The sequence below is a fragment of the Yersinia antarctica genome, from assembly GCF_056636475.1.
Window position 1 is genome coordinate 578,192 of the sequence record NZ_JBSJQF010000001.1, and the last position, 22,129, is coordinate 600,320.

Below are 22,129 nucleotides of genomic sequence, written 5' to 3' on the forward strand. Positions count from 1 at the left end.
TTCGACTATTTCATCGCAGTTTCTCACGATAATGGCTTTACTGTCTGTGGTCAAAGTCTCAACAGTTATTTGTTATAACAATTAGTGATAAAAAAATATTACAAAAACGTAATGATTATTAATTCGCCCAGCAGCAGCACAATCTTTATTCCAGATTAATAAATGTTAAACACTTCCCACTAAATGAACAGTGAACTGGTTATAATGAAACGTTATTTCATTTTATTTACACGAAAGGGAAAGCCATGATTACCGGAAATATTCATCATTTGGAATTGTTGCCTTATCTGCCTGCACAATTAAAAGAAGCTATTGAGTATGTGAAGAGCCATATCACCGCAGAAACCCCATTGGGTAAGCATGATATTGATGGTAATAATCTATTCGTATTGATCTCCAATGACTGCACGGATTATCTGGAAAATCGCCGTGCGGAATATCACGCTAAGTATCTGGATATTCAGATTGTTTTGGCGGGCGTCGAGGGGATGACGTTCAGTAATCAGCCTGCCGGTAAGCCGGACACTGACTGGTTAGCGGACAAAGACATCGCTTTTTTACCGGCGGGTGTTGATGAGAAGCAGTTTGTCATGCAGACCGGTGATTTTGTGGTGTTCTACCCAGGTGAAGTGCATAAACCACTGTGTGCGGTGGGGGAACCGGCTAATGTGCGTAAAGCTGTTGTGAAGATATCTGTAAAATAAGCTATTTCACTTGTCAGCTTGAACTTCGGGCAGTGCTCGCCGCCGTCACATACTCCGTGTATGCTCCGTTGGCTGCGCGCTGTCCGCACTCAATCTGCCTGCGCCAATAACGCTTATTGATTAGATGTGAAAATAATTAAAAGCCGACACATCAGATGATCGGCCCTGTTATGTTTAGTCTTGACCCAATGTCGCGACCATCACTGCTTTGATGGTATGCAGGCGGTTTTCTGCTTGATCAAATACGATGCTGTGAGCAGATTCAAACACCTCTTCGGTAACCTCCATTCCCCCCGGCAAATCATACTGTTCGGCCATTTGTTTGCCCACGGTAGTTTGGTCATCGTGGAACGCAGGCAGGCAGTGCAGGAATTTGACCTGCGGGTTACCAGTGAGTTTTACCACCTCCATATTGACCTGATAAGGTTTCAGTAAGGCAACACGTTCTTGCCACACCTCTTTCGGCTCACCCATTGACACCCAAACATCGGTGTACAGGAAATCAGCGCCTTTTACCCCTTCGGCAATATCTTCTGTCAGTGTTATTTTTCCGCCCGTTTTCTGTGCCTGCGCCCGACAAGCCGCCACCAGACTGGCCTCTGGCCAACATGCTTTTGGTGCAACCAGGCGTAGATCCATCCCGACCAGCGCCGCCGCCTCCAGCATGGTGTTACCCATGTTGTTACGTGCATCTCCAAGATAGGCAAATTTCATTTCACTCAGCGCCTTACCCGGCAAATGTTCTTGCATGGTCAGCAAATCAGCCAGTAGCTGGGTTGGATGGAATTCATTTGTCAGACCATTCCATACCGGGACGCCGGCAAATTCGGCCAACGTTTCAACGATTTGTTGCCCGTGACCGCGATATTGGATACCGTCATACATGCGGCCTAGCACTCTGGCGGTATCTTTAATTGATTCTTTATGCCCAATTTGGCTCCCACCTGGGCCGAGGTAAGTCACGCGAGCACCTTGATCATATGCGGCAACTTCGAAAGAGCATCGGGTACGAGTTGAGTCTTTTTCGAAGATGAGCGCGATATTCTTACCTGCTAATTTTTGCTGCTCACAGCCTGATTTCTTGGCTTGCTTGAGTTCAGCAGCTAGGTCCAGCAGGGCCGTAATCTCGGTGGGGGTAAAATCCAGTAACCTTAGAAAGTGACGTTTATAGAACTGACTCATCTGTTCATCTCCATTTGCCCTTCATATTTGCTGTCTGGCTACAACACCAATTATTGGGGGGATTAATTGAACTTCAATATGAATTTAAATTCAATTTATACGTATAAATATTCAATTACAACCCTAATCAATAAATCTTTCTCGTTTATAGTGGAGGCATTAGCGTGGGTGTGGGAAAATAGCATCATACAAAGCCCATTGACTGAGGATAAAGGCATGGCAAACCGCGAAATGCTGGACGAACAACGTGACGAGACCCGCCTGATCATCGAAGAACTGCTAGACGATGGCAGTGACCCAGATGCGCTATACACCATTGAACATCACCTTTCCGCTGAGAAGTTCGACGTGTTGGAGAAGGCTGCCGTTGAAGCATTCAAGCTGGGTTATGAAGTGACAGATGCTGAAGAGCTGGAAGTGGAAGATGGCTCATTAGTGATGTGTTGTGACGTGATCAGTGAAGTTGCACTAAATGCTGAAATCATTGATGCACAGGTTGAACAACTGATTGCACTGGCCGAAACCTGTGGCGTTAACTACGATGGTTGGGGCACCTACTACGAAGACCCGAACGCCGAAGATGACGAAGACGGTGATTTCGACGGTGAAGAGTTGGTGGACGAAGACGACGACGGTAAGCGCCACTAAATTACCCTTCGTCCTTGACGCTATAGCGGTGTTAGCTGCACTCACTCACCCGAATCACTGACTTGAGTCAGCTCATCGGGATTTGCTCGTTTGCTGCCTTGCTATAGCGCCAATGACTTTGGGTAATTGCCTTGGTGCTTGATGCTATAGCGGTGTTAGTGGCTCTTACTCACCCGAATCACTGACTTGAGTCAGCTCATCGGGATTTGCTCGTTTGCTGTCTTGCTGTAGTGCCAATGACTTTGAGGAATCCCCTTTGCTCTTGGCGCTATAGCCGCGTTAGCGGCATTTTCCAGCTAATACTATCAGGGCGCTTGATGCGCCCTGAATAATCACAGTTTTTTTAGCATCGTCACTTCGCAGTCCACATGGCCGGTATTGCCCATCGAACAGTCAATATGCTCAAAACCCAGTTTCTCATATAAGCCAATGGCGCTGGTCAGGCTGGCAGTGGTTTCCAGATAGCAGCGACCAAAACCCTGCTGACGAGCAAACGCCAACGCTTGTAACGCTAACTGTTTTGCCAAACCTTTACCGCGTAATATGGGCAGGAAATACATTTTCTGCAATTCACACAGATCGGCTTCGCCACCTGACAACGGTGCTACGCCGCCGCCGCCAGCGATATTACCGTCGACCTCGATCACCCAATAAGCGCTACGTGGCTGACTATATAGCTCAAACAAGTGATCCAGATTAGGATCAGATACGGTATAGCCTTTATCTGCGGTCAAGCCGAATTCAGCCGAAACATCACGGATAACATTGGCGATAGCGAGATTGTCTGCGACGGTGATAGGGCGCACCAGCAGACGGATCGGTGTGGCAGTGGTCATGGCGTATTACTCTATAAACCAATGGGTAATAACATAGTAATAATCTGTAATACCATCTATACCCGTCATACTTCAAGCTGTATGTGCGTTGGTTGCACTCAATAACCCGAATCACTTACTACCAGTAAGCTCATCGGGATGAATGAGGCTCATCCTGCGAGCTAGCATAAATGCTGTTCAAATCGGTTCCCGACCGATTTGTCTCTCGCTTGCCGTCTTCCTACAACTCGGATTATTTATGGTATGACACTGAATGAATGTAATGATAAAAAAACAGCGGCTAAATAATTAGCTCGCTGTTCTTATCAGGCTGTCGGGACTCGGGTTAATTACAGAGCAGCGATGACTGCCTGCTGTTCAATTAACTTTTGTTTGGCTTCAGCACAGGCCGCCATTCTTTCACGCTCTTTGGCAACTACCGCTTCAGGCGCGCGCGCCACAAAGCCTTCGTTACCCAGTTTGCTTTCGATACGCTCAATCTCGGCTTCCAGTTTTGCGACTTCCTTAGCCAAACGATCCAGCTCAGTAGCTTTATCGATCAAGCCCGCCATTGGAATCAGCACTTCTGCGCCTTCAACCAGTTTGGTCACCGACACCGGGCCTTTATCACCATCAGCGAGCAGAGTGAGAGAGGACAAGCGTGCCAGCGACTGGATGAAACTCTGGTTTTCCAACACACGGCGCTGAGCTTCAGGACTGGCTCCACGCAGTATGACTTCCAGCGGCTTACCTGGCGCGATGTTCATCTCTGCACGGATATTACGCACCGCAATGATGGTTTGCTTGATCCACTCCAAATCACTCAGGGCTTTCTCATCTACCTGGCTGGCATCATATTCTGGGAAAGGTTGTAGCATAATGGTATCTGCTGTAATGCCTTTCAGGGTTTTAACCCGCTGCCAGATAGTTTCAGTGATGTAAGGAATGATTGGATGCGCCAGGCGCAGCAATGCTTCCAGCACCTCAATCAGGGTATGACGGGTACCGCGCAGTTCAGCATCAGAACCACTGTTCATCACCGGCTTGGTCAGCTCCAGATACCAGTCACAGAACTGGTTCCAGGTAAACTCATACAAAATACCCGCCGCTAGATCGAAGCGGTAAGTATCCATTGCTTCACGGTAGGCTTTGATGGTCTGATTGAATTCCGCCAGAATCCAGCGGTCAGCCAGTGATAGCACCATTTCGCCGCCGTTCTGCCCGCAATCTTGTCCTTCAGTATTCATCAGCACGAAACGGCTAGCATTCCACAGCTTATTACAGAAGTTACGATAGCCTTCCAGGCGTTTCATGTCCCAGTTGATATCACGGCCGGTAGAGGCCAGCGCTGCCAGCGTAAAGCGCAGGGCATCAGTGCCGTGCGGTTCAATACCGTTCGGGAACTGTTTCTCGGTGCGCTTGCGGATTTTTTCCGCCAACTGTGGCTGCATCATGTTACCGGTACGTTTTTCCAGCAACTCTTCCAGTGAAATACCGTCAACCATATCCAGTGGGTCGATGACGTTACCTTTCGACTTGGACATTTTCTGCCCTTCGTCATCGCGAATAAGACCGGTCATATAGACGGTCTTAAACGGCACCTGCGGTTTACCATTTTCATCTTTCATAAAGTGCATGGTCATCATGATCATGCGGGCAATCCAGAAGAAAATAATGTCGAAACCACTGACCACAACACTGGTCGGGTGGAAGGTTTTCAAGGCATCGGTTTGCTCAGGCCAGCCCAATGTGGAGAATGTCCATAGACCGGATGAGAACCAGGTATCCAGCACGTCTTCGTCTTGACGCAATGCCACGTCTGCGCCCAGATTGTTTTCGCGGCGCACTTCAGCTTCATCGCGGCCGACGTACACTTTACCTTGCTCGTCATACCAGGCCGGAATACGGTGGCCCCACCACAGTTGGCGAGAGATACACCAATCCTGAATGTCGCGCATCCATGAGTAATACATGTTTTCGTACTGCTTAGGCACGAACTGAATTTCACCGTTTTCTACCGCTTCAATGGCAACTTTAGCCAGCGGTGCCGTGCGTACATACCATTGGTCGGTCAGCATCGGCTCGATAACCACGCCGCCACGGTCGCCATAAGGCACCGTCAGGTCGTGCGGTTTAACCTCTTCCAGCAGGCCAAGTTTATCAAATTCAGCGACGACAGCTTTACGGGCAGCAAAACGTTCCAGACCCTGGAATTGTTCTGGGATTGCACCGCTGCAAGCATCGGTAGCTTCACCGTTAGTATCAAACACTTCAGCTTCAGCACGGATATCACCGTCGAAAGTCAGAATGTTGATCATCGGCAGGGCGTGACGTTTACCTACTTCATAGTCATTAAAATCGTGCGCTGGGGTGATTTTCACGCAACCAGTGCCTTTTTCCATATCGGCATGTTCGTCACCGAGGATCGGAATACGGCGGCCAACTAACGGCAGGTAAACTTCTTTACCGATCAGATCTTTATAGCGCGGATCTTCCGGATTCACTGCAACACCGGTATCACCCAATACGGTTTCCGGGCGAGTGGTGGCGACCACCAGATAATCTTTACCTTCGGCGGTTTTGGCACCATCGGCTAGCGGATAACGCAGATGCCACATGGAACCTTTGGATTCGCGGTTTTCTACTTCCAGATCAGAAATAGCGGTGCGCAGTTTTGGATCCCAATTCACCAGGCGCTTGCCACGGTAAATCAGATCTTCTTTGTGCAGGCGAACAAACACTTCTTTAACTGCATTAGACAGGCCATCGTCCATGGTGAAACGCTCACGTTCCCAATCCACAGAGTTACCCAGACGGCGCATCTGGCGAGTGATGGTGCCGCCTGACTCGCCTTTCCACTGCCAGATTTTATCGATAAACGCATCGCGGCCATAATCGTGGCGGGTTTTGCCTTCTTCTGCGGCAATCTTACGCTCAACCACCATTTGGGTTGCGATACCGGCATGGTCGGTACCCGCCTGCCAGAGGGTATTTTTCCCCTGCATGCGCTGGTAGCGAATCAAGGTATCCATAATCGTCTGCTGGAAAGCATGGCCCATATGCAGGCTGCCGGTTACGTTTGGCGGCGGGATCATGATGCAATAGCTTTCTTTACTGGTATCGCCGTTCGGTTTGAAATAGCCCTGTTTTTCCCAGTGTTCATACAGCGGCTGTTCGATTTCTTGCGGGCTGTATGTTTTATCGAGGGACGGCTCAGTTTTGTCGATATTAGAAGGTGTGTTTTCCATTTTCTTTTTATTTCAATTAGTTGGCGGCGTTGCCGTAGTCAAGTGGAAGCCGACGCTGCGATAAGACTTATATCGGTCGCGCGCCAACTGTTTCAAATTTTCTTCGTAAGGGACGAAGTCTACCACTTCATGGAAAGCGGTGGCAAAACCTGCGAACTCTGGCAGCAGGCTGATAAGCAGGTCGCGGGGTGAATTACCGCGCCGTTCCGGCCAGGCAAGTTCGACTGGCGCGCCATATTTTGGCCCTTCACCGGCCAGATTGTGTGGCACAAATTGGTCTGGTGCTCGTTGCCACAGGGCTTCATCCAGCCGCTGAGCCTGTTCCTGACTTTCACAGGCGATTAGCACCCGTTTGCCCGCCCGCCAATGGACAGCTGCAACTTCGCAGGCCAACGCCTCATGAGCACGTAGTTCACCGGCGGGCGTGTCGTGTTCGAGCAGGTAGAAGGTGGCGTTTTTCATAGGTTCTCAGCACCCTTCGTCCTTGACGCCGCAGGGGTGTTGGTTGCACTCACTCACCCGAATCACTTACTGATGTAAGCTCATCGGGATGAGTTCGTTTGCCGCCTACCTGCAACCCCAATGAGCTTGGGTGTATATCAAATGGAATACATCAAACGATTAATCGTCGCCGTTTAGTCCTGCACGATTTAGCAGGAACTGAGACAACAACGCGACCGGACGGCCTGTTGCACCTTTGTTCTTGCCTGAACGCCATGCAGTGCCGGCGATATCCAGATGCGCCCAGCTATATTTACGGGTAAAGCGCGACAAGAAGCAGCCTGCGGTAATGGCTCCACCAGCACGGCCGCCAATATTTGCCATATCGGCAAAATTGGAGTCCAGTTGCTCGACGTATTCATCACCCAGCGGCAAGCGCCATGCACGGTCACCGGCTTGTTCGGACGCCCCAATCAGCTCATGAGCTAATGGATTATGATTCGACATTAAACCGGTAATGTGGTGCCCTAATGCCACCACACACGCGCCGGTCAGTGTAGCGATATCAATCACCAGTTCTGGATCAAAACGCTCAACGTAGGTCAGCGCATCGCACAGTACCAAACGGCCTTCAGCATCGGTATTCAACACTTCGACTGTTTGGCCGGACATGGTGGTTAGAATATCACCAGGGCGATAAGCACGGCCACCCGGCATATTCTCACAACCCGCCAATACACCAATTACGTTCAACGGCAATTGCAGCTCAGCCACCACCCGCATCACGCCATAAACGGTTGCTGCACCGCACATGTCGTATTTCATCTCGTCCATGCCTTCGGCCGGTTTGATGGAAATACCACCAGAGTCGAAGGTCAGCCCCTTGCCTACCAGCACAATTGGCTTAGCGTCAGGGTTCGGATTACCCTTATATTCTATCACCGACATTAATGATTCATTCTGCGAACCATGGCCAACAGCCAGATAAGAGTGCATTCCCAGCTCTTTCATCTGCTGCTCACCAATGACGCGAGTAATGATATTGGTGCTAAATGCATCGGCCAGTTGGCGCGCCTGAGACGCCAGATACGCGGCGTTACAGATGTTGGGTGGCATATTGCCCAAGTCTTTAGCGGCTTTGATACCAGATGCCACAGCCAGACCGTGCTGTATTGCGCGCTCACCGCTGGTCAATTCGCGGCGGGTTGGCACATTGAACACCATTTTACGCAACGGGCGGCGAGGCTCGGTTTTATTACTTTTAAGTTGATCGAAGGTGTAAAGCGTTTCTTTGGCTGTTTCTACCGCCTGACGCACCTTCCAATAAGTATTGCGGCCTTTAACATGCAGTTCAGTCAGGAAGCAGACTGCCTCCATTGAACCGGTGTCATTAAGGGTATTGATGGTCTTCTGGATCACTTGCTTGTACTGGCGTTCATCAAGCTCACGCTCTTTACCACAACCAATTAACAAGATGCGCTCGGAGAGAATATTCGGCACATGGTGCAGTAACAGCGTCTGCCCGACTTTGCCTTCAAGTTCACCACGGCGCAATAAAGCGCTGATGTAGCCATCACTAATTTTGTCGAGTTGTTCGGCAATTGGAGATAGACGACGAGGTTCGAAAACGCCGACTACAATACAGGCACTGCGCTGTTTTTCCGGGCTGCCGCTCTTTACACTGAACTCCATGCACTCTCCTGAATCTTAAAGACAAAGGCGGAAGCTACCGCTAGAATGTAGCGCTCCGCAACGATCTCTCTCCGTTGTGTTAACGACGTGTGTTAACCTTAACGGCATAAGTTGTTTTGTTTTGGCGACTATAAGCATGTTCCTATAGGACACCTAAACGCTAGATGCTGTAATACTATTTTAGCTGTGAAGGTTGCCATATGATGATAATAAATGGCGGATTAACGATGAAACTATCGATTTTCCTGCAAAAAGACAAGTTTTCACAGGCGTATTAGCGTGATCATCATTAGATATCTGGTACGGGAAACACTTAAGAGCCAAATTGCGATTCTGTTCATCCTGCTATTAATCTTCTTTAGTCAGAAGTTAGTACGGATATTAGGCGCTGCGGTCGATGGTGAAATACCGACAAACCTGGTTTTATCCCTTTTAGGGCTCGGTGTGCCGGAAATGGCACAACTTATCCTGCCATTGAGCTTATTCCTTGGCCTGCTGATGACGTTGGGCAAATTGTACACGGAGAGTGAAATCACCGTGATGCATGCCTGCGGCATGGGCAAAAAATCCCTCATAATGGCTGCATTGATTCTGGCGCTGGTGACTTCTGCTCTGGCGGCGGTCAATACCATCTGGCTTGGTCCGTGGTCTTCTAAACATCAAGATGAAGTATTGAACGACGCCCGCGCTAACCCAAGTTTGGCCGCTTTGGCCGGTGGGCAGTTTAAGTCTTCAACCGATGGCAATTCAGCCTTATTTATCGGTAATGTGACAGGCAAAGAGTTTAACCGTGTATTTTTGGCACAATTGCGGCCAAACGGTAACCAACGCCCCTCTGTGGTTGTAGCAGATAGCGGCCATATGACCGAACGACCAGATGGCTCACAAGTGGTTATTTTAAACAAAGGTACCCGCTATGAAGGCACCGCGTTGTTGCGCGATTTCCGCATCACTGATTTTGTTGATTACCAAGCAATAATCGGCCATCAGGAAGTGCAACAAAACAACAATGTGGCTGAACAGATGACTATGAAACAGCTATGGCGTGCAAATGAACCCGATGCCCGCGCAGAGTTTCATTGGCGTCTGACACTGATTGTATCGGTGATTATCATGGCGTTGTTGGTGGTGCCACTGAGTGTTGTCAATCCACGTCAGGGGCGAGTGCTGAGCATGTTGCCGGCAATGTTGCTGTATTTGATTTTCTTCCTGTTACAAAGCTCCCTGCGTTCTAATGCAGGTAACGGCAAGCTGGACCCACTTGTCTGGATGTGGACCGTAAACGGTGCATATCTAGCGGTTGCGGTGGTATTGAACCTGTGGGATGGCCTGCCGGCTCGTAAGTTACGTGCGCGATTGAGAGGTGCTGCCTGATGTTTGGTGTATTAGACCGTTATATCGGACGGACTATCCTCAATACCATTTTGATGACGTTATTCATGCTGGTATCGCTCTCTGGCATCATCAAGTTTGTCGATCAGCTACGTAAAGTCGGGCAGGGTGACTACTCAGCAGTTTCCGCTGGCATGTACACTCTACTGAGTATCCCTAAGGATATTGAGATCTTTTTCCCGATGGCGGCGCTATTAGGCGCATTGCTGGGTCTTGGGTCATTAGCGACTCGCAGTGAACTGGTGGTGATGCAGGCATCAGGTTTTACCCGCATGCAAATTGCCGCGTCGGTGATGAAAACCGCGATTCCGCTGGTATTGTTGACAATGGCGATCGGCGAGTGGGTTGCGCCTCAAGGTGAGCAGATGGCGCGTAATTTCCGCGCTCAGCAGATGTATGGTGGTTCACTCTTATCAACGCAATCGGGTCTGTGGGCGAAAGACGGTTCTGACTTTATCTATATCCAGCGGGTATCGGGTGACAATGAACTGACCGGGGTTAACATTTATCATTTTGATAAACAAGATCGCCTGCTTTCAGTGCGTTACGCCGCAACAGCCACTTATGACGACAATATTTGGCGTTTATCGCAGGTTGATGAATCTGATCTTACCAATCCTAAGCAAGTGACTGGCTCTCAGACCTTGACTGGCGAGTGGAAGACCAATCTGACCCCAGAGAAACTGGGGGTGGTTGCGATGAATCCCGACTCGCTCTCCATTCGTGGTTTATACGATTACAGTAAGTACCTGCGGCAAAGTGGGCAGGAATCGAGCCGTTACGAGTTGAACATGTGGGGCAAGATATTCGCACCATTCTCAGTCGCGGTAATGATGCTAATGGCGTTGTCATTTATTTTTGGCCCATTACGTAGTGTACCGATGGGTGTTCGGGTGGTTACCGGTATCTTCTTCGGCTTTGTTTTCTACGTACTGGATCAGATTTTTGGCCCACTTAGTTTGGTTTACAGCATTCCACCGGTCATCGGTGCGCTATTACCGAGTATACTTTTCCTCCTAATCAGTGTTTATTTGCTGCTAAAACGGCGTTGATGGCGTTTTTTTCGACACTTAGACTAAACTTGGTGGGATAACAGTTGCATGCGGATCATTGCTAGGTATAATTCACCTCGTTCTCCGCATACTACTTCAGTGCCGAAGTGGCGAAATCGGTAGACGCAGTTGACTCAAAATCAACCGCCGCGAGGCATGCCGGTTCGATTCCGGCCTTCGGCACCATTAGTATGTAAAGAGACCTCAACTGAGGTCTTTTTTTATGTCCAAAATCCAGTCACAGCAAGGCTTCACGTTATTTTGAGGTCTATTCACGTCTATTGCAATCAACCCCATTCAGGGGGCACAATCGGGGGCATATCACTTCGATTGGAAATTATGCCCCCAAAATGAAACTAAACGCCCGTCAAATCGAGACTGCAAAGCCAAAGGATAAAGCCTACAAGATGGCTGATGGTGGCGGTCTGTATCTGGAAGTCTCCCCGCGTGGCTCTAAATACTGGCGCATGAAGTACCGCCGCCCGTCCGACAAGAAAGAGGATAGGCTAGCTTTTGGCGTATACCCCGCAGTTGGTCTAGCTGATGCCAGGGCGAAACGTGATGATGCCAAAAAGCTACTGGCACAGGGTATTGACCCAAAAGCCGAGCAAAAAGGGGCACGATCTGAATCGGAGGGGGCATTTCTATTTGAAACTATCGCTCGTCAGTGGCATGCGAGCATGCTTACGTGGAGTGAAGACCACAGCAAGCAAGTTTTGCGGGGGCTGGAACAATATATTTTCCCTGCAATTGGCGCATTAGATGCAAGAAAATTGAGAACCAGCCAGTTGTTGGCACCTATCAAGTTGGTTGATGCTGCTGGAAAGCATGATGTGGCGCAGCGATTACAGCAACGTGTAACGGCGATTATGCGTTTTGGGGTACAGAATGATGTTCTGGAATTTAACCCAGCTAGTGATATGGTTGGCGCACTGAGTGTAACTAAAGCGACACATCACCCTGCATTGCCTCCAGCCAGAATAAACGAGTTCCTTGCCAGATTATCCAGCTACAAAGGCCGTAGAATCACTCGTCTAGCCGTAGAACTTACGCTCCTTACTTTTGTGCGTTCCAGTGAGATGCGCTTTGCTCGTTGGGCTGAGGTCGATTTTCAAAAGGAAGTCTGGAATATTCCCGGCAAGCGCGAACCCATAGCGGGTGTGAAGCATTCAAGCCGCGGCATGAAAATGAAAACAGATCATACCGTCCCTCTAAGTAAACAAGCACTGCATGTACTGGTACAACTGCACAACCTCAGCGGCAAAGGTGAGGTTATCTTCCCCAGCGACCACGACCCCAAAAAAGTAATGAGTGAAAATACGGTAAATAATGCCCTCCGTGGTATGGGCTATGACACAAAAACAGAAGTGTGCGGGCATGGTTTCAGGACGATGGCGCGTGGCGCTCTTGGAGAGTCAAAGCTCTGGAGTGATGACGCAATAGAGCGGCAGTTAAGCCATGTGGAGCGCAATAGTGTCAGGGCTGCCTACATACACACTTCTGAGCACATTGAAGAACGTCAGTTAATGCTCCAGTGGTGGGCTGATTATCTGGATGCGAGCAAGGTTGCGCATATCACCCCGTTTGATTTTGCGAAGCTGGTGGGTAAAAATGCGTGATGCTGGATGTAACTACAGTGGTAGACTATAGTAGACGTTAAGAGATAAGGCTATGTCTAGGTTCGCTACTGAAAACCCGTATACCTCTACGGGCTGGCATAGCCCCCAATATTTAGAGGGCGAGAGGTGGCGTGTGAAAGACAATATTCCTATTGACCCATTATTCGAGTTAAAAGAAAAAGCCAGAAAATTTATTTCTGTAGAAGATGCTCTTTACATCATTAGTGAAAAATTGGGATGCCCGCTTGCCACTGCTGCGGAAATTATTCTATCAAAAATTCCAGATGAAAATGATTGGAACGGTAACCCTATAAACCCGACTTTTTTCGGGAAAAATCTAGGAATAGCTACGTTTTCTCATTGTGATGATCGACCTCTATTACGCTCAATGCTACTGAGCATCATTGAAGAGGATTTCTATGCATTTGAAGAAATCACAGCAACAGCCTCCGTTGACCTTGATAGTGACATACCTTTTTGAATAAGCGGGATAATGTTATGGAACAGCGTAGATTAAAAAAAGAATATAAAGAATATGGTTTTATTAAAGTACAGTTAGAGGAGCGCTTAGGATTTACTCTTGGGAGTGAAAGTGATTCCTTACCAGATTATCTTAAACCATACAAAACAAGAGTTGGTATTCAATTAACAGAAGTTGCAAACATTATGGCTGGTTGTAAGCCTAGAGATATAATAAACAGACTCCCTGAAGCTGAAATTATTGGTGGATTCACGGCTTCATTGTGGGATGCCGTGGATCACAATATTTTATCTGGTACAAATGTGGTTGTTGATTACGATTACAACGAAGCTCGTAGGGCTGATATTACCCTTTTAAAAGATGAAGTAACGGAATGGGCAAAAAAGTACGACATAAAATGGCCTTTTAGTTTAGCCCATAAAAAGAATGAAGGTGAAGCGGAATCAGCAGAAAATACCGTTCAAATCATTCAAACATTAATGGCTGAAAAAGAGGCTATTGAAAAGGAATTACTAGAGCTTAAAACTATGTTGCCAATTTCATTGGGGCAATATAGACAAGATGACCCGTTGTCTATTGCCATAAAGTTACGTAACGCTGAGTGGTCAAATTATGATGTGGATAACAGAAGAACGATACCTAACCAAGATGCCCTTATTGCCCAGATTAAAGAGCAATATAGTGAATTTGACATGAAAGATGTGCAAGCCAGAGCAATAGAAAAAGTAGCCTGCCCCATTCAGAGGTAATGCCCTGTCCCCTAAAACACCTAGCCCTGACCCCGTTAGGGCTTTTTTACTCCAACCCTGAGGGTGAGTATTGCCTGTTTACCCTTCCCCCTCAGGGCAAACCTTCTCACATTTGGGGTAAAACACCATTAGCCCTAATGGTTAAAATACCACGGCTTACCATTAGGGCTAATGGTGTGAAAAAAATAGCCATTTCCGTGTAACGATATACCTCGTAAACCCCAATAGACGTTACGAGGCAAATATGTCGCAGTCCTTAATTCGCTTATCAGAAGTCCAACGCCGTACTGGCTATAGCAAGGCGTGGATATACCGGTTACTTAAAGAAGAACGTTTCCCTGCATCCATTAAGATTGGTTCTCGAGCGATTGCTTTTATCGAGAGTGAAATTGACGAGTGGATTAATCAGCGTATCGCTGAATCGCGCGGGGAGGCCGCATAATGCAAAAGAAAACCCGCACAGAGGCGGGCATTATCGAACAGGTTAGCGCCAACGATAATACCGCTGTTCATCATATTAAGCCACCACCGAAGAAACACCGCGCCCGCTGCTATATGATGCGTACCGGCGTTAACGGTTTCACTGAAAATGAAATCCTCTATTATTGCCACCTCGCCTCTGGTCGTAATTATGCAACCGAATTAGAACGTCAGCTTGATATTCAGTTAGAGCGTATTGACGAACCTAACCCCGATGGTATTGGTAGCCACTTCCGTTATCGCTTTATGGGCCGTGGCGATGTACTCCGTGTAATCCAACTCGTTAATAACAATGCCACTGCTGGTGGTTATTCACTGCTATCACAGCGGCAAATTAACGACATTCTTAGCCTTTACCCGGATATATCTACCGCCGCATAACGGAGCCTGAAAATATGACTATTCAAAACATGGCAAATAGCCGTGACGGGTACCCCTACGCCCAAAACACGGTGAGCGATATTAACGGTAATAACTTTGCCGCTATTGTTCCAGTTATTCCCGGTCAGATTGGCGGGCATGATACCAGCATTGTGAGCGCCAAAGCTTTACACAAAGTACTGGGAGTGGGGCGTGTGTTCGCCAGTTGGTTTAATGCGCGAGTAGAAGAATACGGATTTATCAATGCGACTGATTATGTCGAGTCTGATCCCTTCGATTTCAGGAACCAAAGTACATCTATTGACCAATTAACACCGGAACGGGTGTTTAATCCAAAGCGTGGCCGCCCAGAAAAAGACTATCTGATTACCCTCGGCATGGCTAAAGAGCTGGCAATGGTTGAGCGCAATGAGCAAGGCCGTGCCGTTCGCCGCTACTTCATTCAATGCGAAGAAGCATTACAGCTTAATGCGCCAACGATAGCAGCTAAATATCGCCGTCAACTCAAAGCCCGTATTGGTGCCGCCAACATGTTTAAGCCGATGTGTACCGCTCTGGATGTTGCCCGCGCTGAACAGGGCAAGCAGACATTGCCAAGGCACTACACCAACGAGAGCAATATGCTAGCTCGCATTGTCTTGGGTGGGCTAACAGCCAAGCAGTGGGCGCAGGTAAATAATATTGATGGTGAGCCGCGCGACAGCATGAACACCGACCAACTAGATCACCTAGCCTATTTGGAAAGTACCAATATCACACTGATTGATATGGGAATGGACTATCACCCACGAAAGGCTGAACTTGAGCGCCTCTCTCAGCGCTGGTTAGCTAAACGCTTAGGGGTAGGACATGACTAAGCCAACAGGCAAGCCTCAACCAGGGCAGCGCTACAAAGACTCACACGGACACCGGATCACGGTGGTTAGTGTGGAGTTCCTACGGGTGACGTTTTGCCGCGACGGGTACGATCACCCATGCGTACAGCCGTTAGAGCGTTTCAGCAATGATTATCAGCTTATCGCCAGGGGTGAGGATGCTTAACAACAATCAAGGCGCTATGAGTGGCGTACAAGTAAACGGCCTGCCGATTGAACTGGTGTGCCAATGGGTTGAGTTCTGGACTAAGCAAAGTTTCGCTGTGTCGGTGCCAACTGAGCTACGTCGCCAGTATTACCCGGACGATGCGGCATTCAGTAAGGCTATGCGCAAAGCTGGTTATGTGCCGGTTCGTACTCGAAAGCTGACAGGGAAAAAAGAGAGCTTTTGGCTGTATCGGGTAACTGGCAATGATAAGGGGGTATGTCCAGCAGACCCCTTATCTAGCAAGGCTTGCGGCCCATTTGTGCAGGTATCACATAAGCCACGATATGGTTATAACGAGGTCGCCTTAGATGGGAAATTACTTCATGTATACGGCGACCATATCCGTTTACTGACTAAAAAACGGGTTCGTGTGAATGGTAAGCAGGTTCAGGGCTACACAGTTAAAGGGTTACGTGTGGAGGTGGTGGGATGATGCTAACGATTACAGCAGCCGTCCAGAAAGAAGCCTTTCCCCTGGCTGGCCTGATGTATGCAAATGTTAACGTTCAGACCTTAACCAAACTTAACCGAATGATGACAAATGATGACGCTCAGAACCTAACAAAACCTGACATTGAATCAGGGAAACCTTTCTCAGATTACAAGATTGGATGCCGCCAAAACGCGACAAATCACGACGTTTTAAGCCCGTACGCTGGTGGCGAAATCCTAACAAATCCTAACGTTCTGGCGAATTTCGAGACAAGTACGCGAGGCCAGAAAGGTTTTTCGGAAGTCATTACGCGAGAAGAATTGAGTTTCGTGACCAGTACGCGCGCGGAGTTTCTGGAGTCCATAAAAAAGGGCAGCACTGCGAATGCTACCCTTTGGCCCCACGTTGAAAAGGTTCAGTCTTTTGGCTTTTTACGTTGGCGTAGTTTGATTTCACTCTGCGCTACATCAACGATGGCTCTGATATTTTCCCCTGCTTTTGTACCGATATCTTCGATACGAGCCAGAGCCTCTAGTGCGCCACTGAGATTGGATAGCAACTTACCCTCATCGCTCTCTTTGAGCTGGCGGCGGGCTATCTCACCCTGCATAGCTGTAACGATAAAACCGGCATTACTTTCACCGTCCATTTTTACCGCTTCCATACCATCCATTACATCGTGTGGAATGCGAATGGATATTTGTTTTGATTTGTCGTTAACCGTATTTGTTGCCATGTTCAGCACCTTGAATAAAACGTGTGATTCATTATACAGGAAATCAAATCACACAAAACACTTGATGTGTGATTCATTTAATTGTAATTTAAATCACACCTTATCCACAGATAAGGCACAGGCAGTACACAAAATAACGAAGCCCAGCAGTGCGCTAACACTAACCGGGCCTCTTACCACCAACGATAGATTGAGTATCGAGGTAGCTATGTTAAATCATACCCCAACTCGCTTTAAATTTCTCTTTCTCGCCGTGTGCCGTTCTGACCTGAACGCCAAGCCGCACCGCAAATCAGTCACCGCCCATTCTGAACAAGATGCCCGCCGCTCTCTGTCTGGCCAGTTTGTGCTTTCCTTTGCTGGCCGCATCCCCAATCGGGAGGTAATGGCATGAGTAATAAGACAATCACCCTAGATGATGTCATGTGCCGCATCCAGCAAGCGCAAACCGTGCTTCACCTCTGGCTAGGCACCTTAACCACAGATGATGGAAATACCCCCGATATGGTTGATTCAGTTCTGACCATTCTGGATAGCCTGCCTGATGCGATAGCTAATCAAATGGAGCGTAAATAATGGCGCATGAAATCACATTAGAAAAAGCGGCAGAAATGGCACGTCAGGCCGAGTTAGTTTGTCTCTTGCTTGAGAGTCATCCCCATGAATTACAAGACAGTGATGTAGTAGATATTGCAAGCCTAGTAGCCAAGCTGGCTGGTCGTGTTGCTGGGTGGTTAATCGAGGAGCAAGCGCAACGGGTGGCCAATCATGAAAACTAACCAACTGGAAGAGGCTTACTGTCAAGTAAAGCAAGCACAAGCGGTCTTGGCAACGTGGCTTGAACTCATTACTAGCAATAACAATAACTCCAATATGATTGGCGCAATTATTACTCTCTTGGATGGTGTGCCAGAAATAATGCTTACAGCCAACAGTGAGCTATGCGATTACGTTATGCAGGAATATAAGGAAGGCAAAAAATGAACGATATTCCGTCTATTTCGCCAAAAACACCCAGCATTTCAGTCCATGTTTACGTAGAGGCCACCCCTGATGGTATCAACTTCATGACCCGCAATGACGAAGGTCTTTATCAGCATAACAAGCTGGTGGGCTACTCCGCGATTATCCGTCAACTGGATAACGGGCAATTCGATAACACGCTATCTGATGGCTTGCGGGTACTGGCTGAAATCTATCAGGGCAACATTAACGGCTGGTTTAGGCAATCGGATGAGCAAGCGGTAACGTGCTGGCGCTGGATAGTTGCCACGCTGTTTATTAACGAGCAACTGGCGCAGTACGGCACCATTGAAGCGACCAAAGAGGACGGCACAACAGAACGCGCAGCCGTTTACCGTGGTCAGCATGGCGGCATTGTTATTTATCCCGCTACAGAACGTTTCGCACTGGCTAATAACGTGGAGGGACTGGCATTCGAGAAGTTTGGCGCTGACGCTCATAGAAAGGCGGTCATGATTTATCAGTCTATGACTGAGACTGACAGCAACGGCGGCAATCTGAGGCTATCACAGTGGGGGCGGGACTCTATGGCGCTACTACATGATGGTTTTATCGAAATGCTCAACACCGAAGGAATACCCGCCGCACCCGTGGCGCATTAAGGGGAAACCATGAAACTGATAACCAAAAATTTCCGACTCAATGCGCTGGCTAACCAGTATTCGGCAGCAGTGTATGACCATGTGACGCAACAGAACGGCGGCGATTTCTTCATTGTGGACTCTGGCGGGCTTTCCCTCCGCATTGACATTGTAGGCGGCGTGTCCGGCGTCCGTGGGCTGGTAGATGCCTACTATCTGGAAGCCTTAAAGCTGAATTATCCAGCGTGGGAGAGGCTGGCAATCGACGTGCTGACTAACTGCCTGAAAGAAAACAACTCTGTCACAGATGTAGGCATTGAAATCTGGCAAAGCATGGGTTCCGACATCGGTTCGACAGTGGCAGGTAACGGAGGCCCTTTCAATGCGTAACATTGACCTTATACGCGAAGTAACCACCTCAGCCGCTGGGCGCTGGCCTGATGTGTTATCACTGGCAGGCATTACTGTACCGCATTCACCCCGCCAACATTCTGAATGTCCGGCGTGTGGTGGCACTGATCGCTTTCGGTTCGACGATGGCGGGCGCGGTTCCCATTTCTGCAATCAGTGCGGCGCAGGTGATGGGCTGGACTTAGTGGCGAAGGTAAACCACTGCGATACCACCGAGGCCGCCCGTTTAGTGGCTGATGTGTTGGGTATTGATTACCGGACAGCAACGGAAACGGCCCCCCAGTCCACCCGCCAAGATAAGGCGGTAATGGAGACAGAGCGGCAGCACCGCGAACAGCAGGCCACAGCGGAGCAGGAACAGAAGCGCCAGCAGTTCAATCGCCGTTATACCGCATTATACAATAGTGCTACGCTGGGCGAATCGGAATACCTCACCGCCAAGGGACTGACCGGCTTCACATTCCCTATGTTGACAGATGGGCGCTTACTGGTGGCTTTAACCGACGAAACCGGCACCGTGACGGCGGCGCAGACGATTACAACCACTGGAGAGAAACGGCAGGTAACGGATGGCACTAAGCGGGGCGCATTCTATGCCGTAAACGCGCCAGAACAGCCGCAGGTGGTGATTATTAGCGAAGGGCTGGCAACCGCACTAACCGCTCACGTAATGCGCCCTGATGCGCTGACAGTGGCGTCTATTGATGCCGGTAATTTGTTGCCCGTGGCGGAGGTGATGCGCCGCCGATATCCACAGGCGAAAATCATCATTGCCGCAGATAACGACTGGTACGAACCAGAAGAATGTGACGAAAAAGGCAAACCTAAGCAGAATATTGGCACTATCTCCGCTGAAAAAGCCGCCATTTCCATTTCTGGCTGGGTAGCCTTACCACCGACTGACCACAAAGCCGATTGGGACGACTGCCGCCAACAAAACGGTACAGAAGCCACTACACGCGCTTTTACTGAATCACTGTACCAACCAAAGGGGGCGAGTATGTCCGTTCAGCTCAAGGCGATAGAGGGCGGTAAAAAAGACCGCCAACAGACTGACCCGCTCAAGCCTCATATTACCAGCCGGAAAGATGGTGTTTATTGGATCACGCCGAAGGTGGATAAAGAAAGCGGCGAGATTATCAACAATGAAAGTTGGTTATGTTCGCCGCTGGAGGTGATTGGCACTGGCAGGGACGATAAAGACCAATACCTGATTATCCGCTGGCTGCCGATAGGTGAAGATATACCGACTACAGCAGCGATTCCCCTGGCTGATATTGGAGAGCGTGAGGGCTGGCGCACTCTAAAGGCTGGAGGGGTGAACGTGACCACTAAAAGCACACTCAGGGCAATACTGGCCGACTGGCTACAGCGCGGCGGCTCCCTTGAGATATGGCGTGTGGCTCAGGCTACCGGTTGGCAGTGCGGCGCATACATCATGCCGGACGGTGAAATCATCGGAACACCTGAAAAGCCGGTTTTGTTCAATGGTCGCAGTGCTGCCGCTGCCGGGTACACAGTGAAAGGTACACCGGAAAGCTGGCGTGATTCGGTGGCAAGGCTGGCGCGGGGCAATCCGTCCATGATGGCGGGGATAGGTGCCGCACTTGCAGCGCCGCTAATTGGCCTTGCCGGTGCTGATGGGTTCGGTATTCACTTTTATGAACAATCGAGTTCAGGAAAAACCACCACGGCCAATATTGCCAGCAGCCTATACGGTGAACCGGATGCCCTGCGTTTGACATGGTTCGGAACGGCTTTAGGTATTGCCAATGAAGCCGCCGCACACAATGATGGGCTGATGCCGCTGGATGAGGTAGGGCAAGGCGCTGATCCTGATAGCGTGGCTAAGTCCGCCTATACGCTGTTTAACGGTGTTGGCAAGCTCCAGGGGGCCAAAGAAGGCGGCAACCGTGATTTAAAACGCTGGCGAACGGTAGCAATCAGCACCGGGGAAATGGACTTAGAAACGTTTATCGCCAGTTCAGGACGCAAGGTGAAAGCCGGTCAACTGGTTCGCTTGCTAAATATCCCACTGGAGAAGGCGCACCAGCATCATGATACACCCAACGGCAAGGCCCACGCTGACGCTCTGAAAGATGCCTACCAGCACAACTACGGGGCCGCAGGGCGTTACTGGATTAAGCACCTTGCAGACCACCAGCAACAGGCCGTAGCCGCTGTTAGAGAAGCGGAAAGCCGTTGGCGCTCATTGATACCGGCTGATTATGGGGAACAGGTTCACCGTGTAGCGGCTCGTTTTGCAGTGCTTGAAGCAGCATTGCTGTTTGGGCGGGTTATCACGGGTTGGGATGAGCAAGAGTGCCGGGATGCGGTACAGCATAATTTCAATGCCTGGATAAAAGAATTCGGTACCGGCAACAAAGAGCACCAGCAGATTATAGAGCAGACAGAGGGATTTCTGAACGCTTACGGCCTGAGTCGATTCGCGCCACTGCCTTATGACCCGCAGAGCCTCCCTATTCGCGATTTGGCGGGGTATCGGGACAAAGGCAAGCATGACCGTGACGCAATGGTGTTCTACACCTTCCCGGCTGCGTTCGAAGATGAGATAGCACGGGGCTTCAATGTAAAACACTTTGCCAAAGCATTAGCGGGCGCAGGGATGTTAACCCCACCAGCAAGCGGGCGAGGTTATCAGCGTAAGTCACCGCGCATTGATGGCCGTCAGATCAATGTCTACGTGATCCAGCACATGCCGGAAAGTAGCCAGCCAGACGAATAATTATTTATCACATGCGAGGTTTTTATGTTGGTTCAGTTAGTTCAGTTGGTTCAATTTGTAAAGATGTTTGTTTTATAAGGAATTTAATTTCCATTTTGAACCAACACTGAACCAACAAATAGGGCTTTTGAACCAACATTTGAGGCCGCGAACTGTGGGAGGCCTTCACTGGCTGGCTAAGAATCATACAGATCACCCACTGAACCAACACGAAAATAGCGTTTGTTGGTTC

25 protein-coding genes and 1 tRNA gene are annotated in these 22,129 nt (G+C 49.1%); 20 read left to right on the forward strand and 6 right to left on the reverse strand.

The features are described from left to right. The first annotated feature begins 245 nt into the window (after positions 1 to 245). Complete coding sequence (locus ACWJJO_RS02620; protein ID WP_083160830.1) at positions 246 to 704, forward strand: NanQ anomerase/TabA/YiaL family protein; 459 nt, start codon at positions 246 to 248, stop codon at positions 702 to 704. Positions 705 to 878: 174 nt separating this feature from the next. On the opposite strand, the gene argF is transcribed toward ACWJJO_RS02620, so the two are convergent. Continuing rightward, a complete protein-coding gene (gene argF / locus ACWJJO_RS02625; RefSeq protein WP_083160828.1) occupies positions 879 to 1,886 on the reverse strand; it encodes an ornithine carbamoyltransferase in 1,008 nt (335 codons plus the stop codon). Between the two features lie 216 nt (positions 1,887 to 2,102). On the opposite strand from argF, the gene rraB reads away from it, so the two are divergent. Further along, the gene (rraB, locus tag ACWJJO_RS02630; RefSeq protein WP_083160826.1) at positions 2,103 to 2,534 is read left to right on the forward strand and encodes a ribonuclease E inhibitor RraB; all 432 of its coding nucleotides are present in this window, start codon (positions 2,103 to 2,105) and stop codon (positions 2,532 to 2,534) included. Positions 2,535 to 2,866: 332 nt separating this feature from the next. Here the strand turns inward: rraB and ACWJJO_RS02635 are convergent, their stop codons facing one another. The 4 genes from ACWJJO_RS02635 to pepA form a co-directional block, all read right to left on the reverse strand. After that, positions 2,867 to 3,370, reverse strand: coding sequence for a GNAT family N-acetyltransferase (locus ACWJJO_RS02635; protein WP_005186590.1), 504 nt, complete (start codon positions 3,368 to 3,370; stop codon positions 2,867 to 2,869). Positions 3,371 to 3,699: 329 nt separating this feature from the next. After that, the gene (locus ACWJJO_RS02640) at positions 3,700 to 6,597 is read right to left on the reverse strand and encodes a valine--tRNA ligase (RefSeq protein ID WP_420072966.1); all 2,898 of its coding nucleotides are present in this window, start codon (positions 6,595 to 6,597) and stop codon (positions 3,700 to 3,702) included. A 12-nt stretch (positions 6,598 to 6,609) separates the two neighbouring features. Next, positions 6,610 to 7,059: a DNA polymerase III subunit chi gene (locus tag ACWJJO_RS02645; RefSeq protein WP_004704882.1), complete on the reverse strand. Its 450-nt coding sequence runs from the start codon at positions 7,057 to 7,059 to the stop codon at positions 6,610 to 6,612. A gap of 159 nt (positions 7,060 to 7,218) precedes the next feature. Continuing rightward, a complete protein-coding gene (pepA, locus tag ACWJJO_RS02650; RefSeq protein WP_481090588.1) occupies positions 7,219 to 8,730 on the reverse strand; it encodes a leucyl aminopeptidase in 1,512 nt (503 codons plus the stop codon). 279 nt (positions 8,731 to 9,009) lie between these two features. Here pepA and lptF point away from each other — a divergent pair, with 279 nt between their 5' ends. The 11 genes from lptF (at position 9,010) to ACWJJO_RS02705 (ending at position 16,400) form a co-directional block, all read left to right on the forward strand. After that, the gene (lptF, locus tag ACWJJO_RS02655) at positions 9,010 to 10,104 is read left to right on the forward strand and encodes an LPS export ABC transporter permease LptF (protein ID WP_083160822.1); all 1,095 of its coding nucleotides are present in this window, start codon (positions 9,010 to 9,012) and stop codon (positions 10,102 to 10,104) included. Further along, entirely contained in the window at positions 10,104 to 11,174 is a 1,071-nt protein-coding gene (gene lptG / locus ACWJJO_RS02660) for an LPS export ABC transporter permease LptG (RefSeq protein ID WP_083160821.1), read from the forward strand. The genes lptF and lptG overlap by 1 nt, the downstream gene beginning before the upstream one ends. A gap of 101 nt (positions 11,175 to 11,275) precedes the next feature. Then, positions 11,276 to 11,360, forward strand: a tRNA-Leu gene (locus ACWJJO_RS02665). 164 nt (positions 11,361 to 11,524) lie between these two features. Further along, entirely contained in the window at positions 11,525 to 12,793 is a 1,269-nt protein-coding gene (locus tag ACWJJO_RS02670; RefSeq protein ID WP_481090589.1) for a tyrosine-type recombinase/integrase, read from the forward strand. A 133-nt stretch (positions 12,794 to 12,926) separates the two neighbouring features. Next, positions 12,927 to 13,274 carry a hypothetical protein gene (locus ACWJJO_RS02675; protein ID WP_481090590.1) on the forward strand — a complete coding sequence of 116 codons (348 nt, stop codon included), beginning with the start codon at positions 12,927 to 12,929 and terminating at the stop codon, positions 13,272 to 13,274. A gap of 17 nt (positions 13,275 to 13,291) precedes the next feature. Next, the gene (locus tag ACWJJO_RS02680; RefSeq protein ID WP_481090591.1) at positions 13,292 to 14,023 is read left to right on the forward strand and encodes a hypothetical protein; all 732 of its coding nucleotides are present in this window, start codon (positions 13,292 to 13,294) and stop codon (positions 14,021 to 14,023) included. Between the two features lie 244 nt (positions 14,024 to 14,267). Next, entirely contained in the window at positions 14,268 to 14,465 is a 198-nt protein-coding gene (locus ACWJJO_RS02685; RefSeq protein WP_038400474.1) for a helix-turn-helix transcriptional regulator, read from the forward strand. Next, positions 14,465 to 14,884 carry a hypothetical protein gene (locus ACWJJO_RS02690; RefSeq protein ID WP_481090592.1) on the forward strand — a complete coding sequence of 140 codons (420 nt, stop codon included), beginning with the start codon at positions 14,465 to 14,467 and terminating at the stop codon, positions 14,882 to 14,884. Before ACWJJO_RS02685 ends, ACWJJO_RS02690 begins: the two co-directional genes overlap by 1 nt. A 14-nt stretch (positions 14,885 to 14,898) precedes the next feature. After that, positions 14,899 to 15,741, forward strand: coding sequence for an antA/AntB antirepressor family protein (locus ACWJJO_RS02695; protein WP_481090593.1), 843 nt, complete (start codon positions 14,899 to 14,901; stop codon positions 15,739 to 15,741). Beyond that, positions 15,734 to 15,925 carry a DUF4222 domain-containing protein gene (locus ACWJJO_RS02700; RefSeq protein ID WP_481090594.1) on the forward strand — a complete coding sequence of 64 codons (192 nt, stop codon included), beginning with the start codon at positions 15,734 to 15,736 and terminating at the stop codon, positions 15,923 to 15,925. Before ACWJJO_RS02695 ends, ACWJJO_RS02700 begins: the two co-directional genes overlap by 8 nt. Continuing rightward, complete coding sequence (locus ACWJJO_RS02705) at positions 15,918 to 16,400, forward strand: hypothetical protein (protein ID WP_481090595.1); 483 nt, start codon at positions 15,918 to 15,920, stop codon at positions 16,398 to 16,400. Before ACWJJO_RS02700 ends, ACWJJO_RS02705 begins: the two co-directional genes overlap by 8 nt. 415 nt (positions 16,401 to 16,815) lie before the next feature. Here ACWJJO_RS02705 and ACWJJO_RS02710 read toward each other — a convergent pair whose 3' ends face one another. Further along, positions 16,816 to 17,136, reverse strand: coding sequence for a YlcI/YnfO family protein (locus ACWJJO_RS02710; RefSeq protein WP_408068074.1), 321 nt, complete (start codon positions 17,134 to 17,136; stop codon positions 16,816 to 16,818). 208 nt (positions 17,137 to 17,344) lie between these two features. Between ACWJJO_RS02710 and ACWJJO_RS02715 the strand changes: the two genes are divergently transcribed. Genes ACWJJO_RS02715 through ACWJJO_RS02745 form a run of 7 tightly spaced genes read left to right on the forward strand, consistent with a single transcriptional unit; the run spans position 17,345 to position 21,897 of the window. Next, positions 17,345 to 17,530, forward strand: coding sequence for a host cell division inhibitor Icd-like protein (locus ACWJJO_RS02715; RefSeq protein WP_481090596.1), 186 nt, complete (start codon positions 17,345 to 17,347; stop codon positions 17,528 to 17,530). Continuing rightward, entirely contained in the window at positions 17,527 to 17,712 is a 186-nt protein-coding gene (locus ACWJJO_RS02720; RefSeq protein WP_481090597.1) for a hypothetical protein, read from the forward strand. The genes ACWJJO_RS02715 and ACWJJO_RS02720 overlap by 4 nt, the downstream gene beginning before the upstream one ends. Continuing rightward, a complete protein-coding gene (locus tag ACWJJO_RS02725; RefSeq protein WP_481090598.1) occupies positions 17,712 to 17,915 on the forward strand; it encodes a hypothetical protein in 204 nt (67 codons plus the stop codon). The genes ACWJJO_RS02720 and ACWJJO_RS02725 overlap by 1 nt, the downstream gene beginning before the upstream one ends. Further along, complete coding sequence (locus tag ACWJJO_RS02730) at positions 17,905 to 18,120, forward strand: hypothetical protein (protein WP_481090599.1); 216 nt, start codon at positions 17,905 to 17,907, stop codon at positions 18,118 to 18,120. Before ACWJJO_RS02725 ends, ACWJJO_RS02730 begins: the two co-directional genes overlap by 11 nt. Next, positions 18,117 to 18,761: a hypothetical protein gene (locus ACWJJO_RS02735; protein ID WP_481090600.1), complete on the forward strand. Its 645-nt coding sequence runs from the start codon at positions 18,117 to 18,119 to the stop codon at positions 18,759 to 18,761. The genes ACWJJO_RS02730 and ACWJJO_RS02735 overlap by 4 nt, the downstream gene beginning before the upstream one ends. Before the next feature lie 15 nt (positions 18,762 to 18,776). Continuing rightward, entirely contained in the window at positions 18,777 to 19,130 is a 354-nt protein-coding gene (locus ACWJJO_RS02740; RefSeq protein WP_481091555.1) for a hypothetical protein, read from the forward strand. Beyond that, positions 19,123 to 21,897, forward strand: coding sequence for a DUF927 domain-containing protein (locus tag ACWJJO_RS02745; protein WP_481090601.1), 2,775 nt, complete (start codon positions 19,123 to 19,125; stop codon positions 21,895 to 21,897). The genes ACWJJO_RS02740 and ACWJJO_RS02745 overlap by 8 nt, the downstream gene beginning before the upstream one ends. Positions 21,898 to 22,129 lie beyond the last annotated feature (232 nt).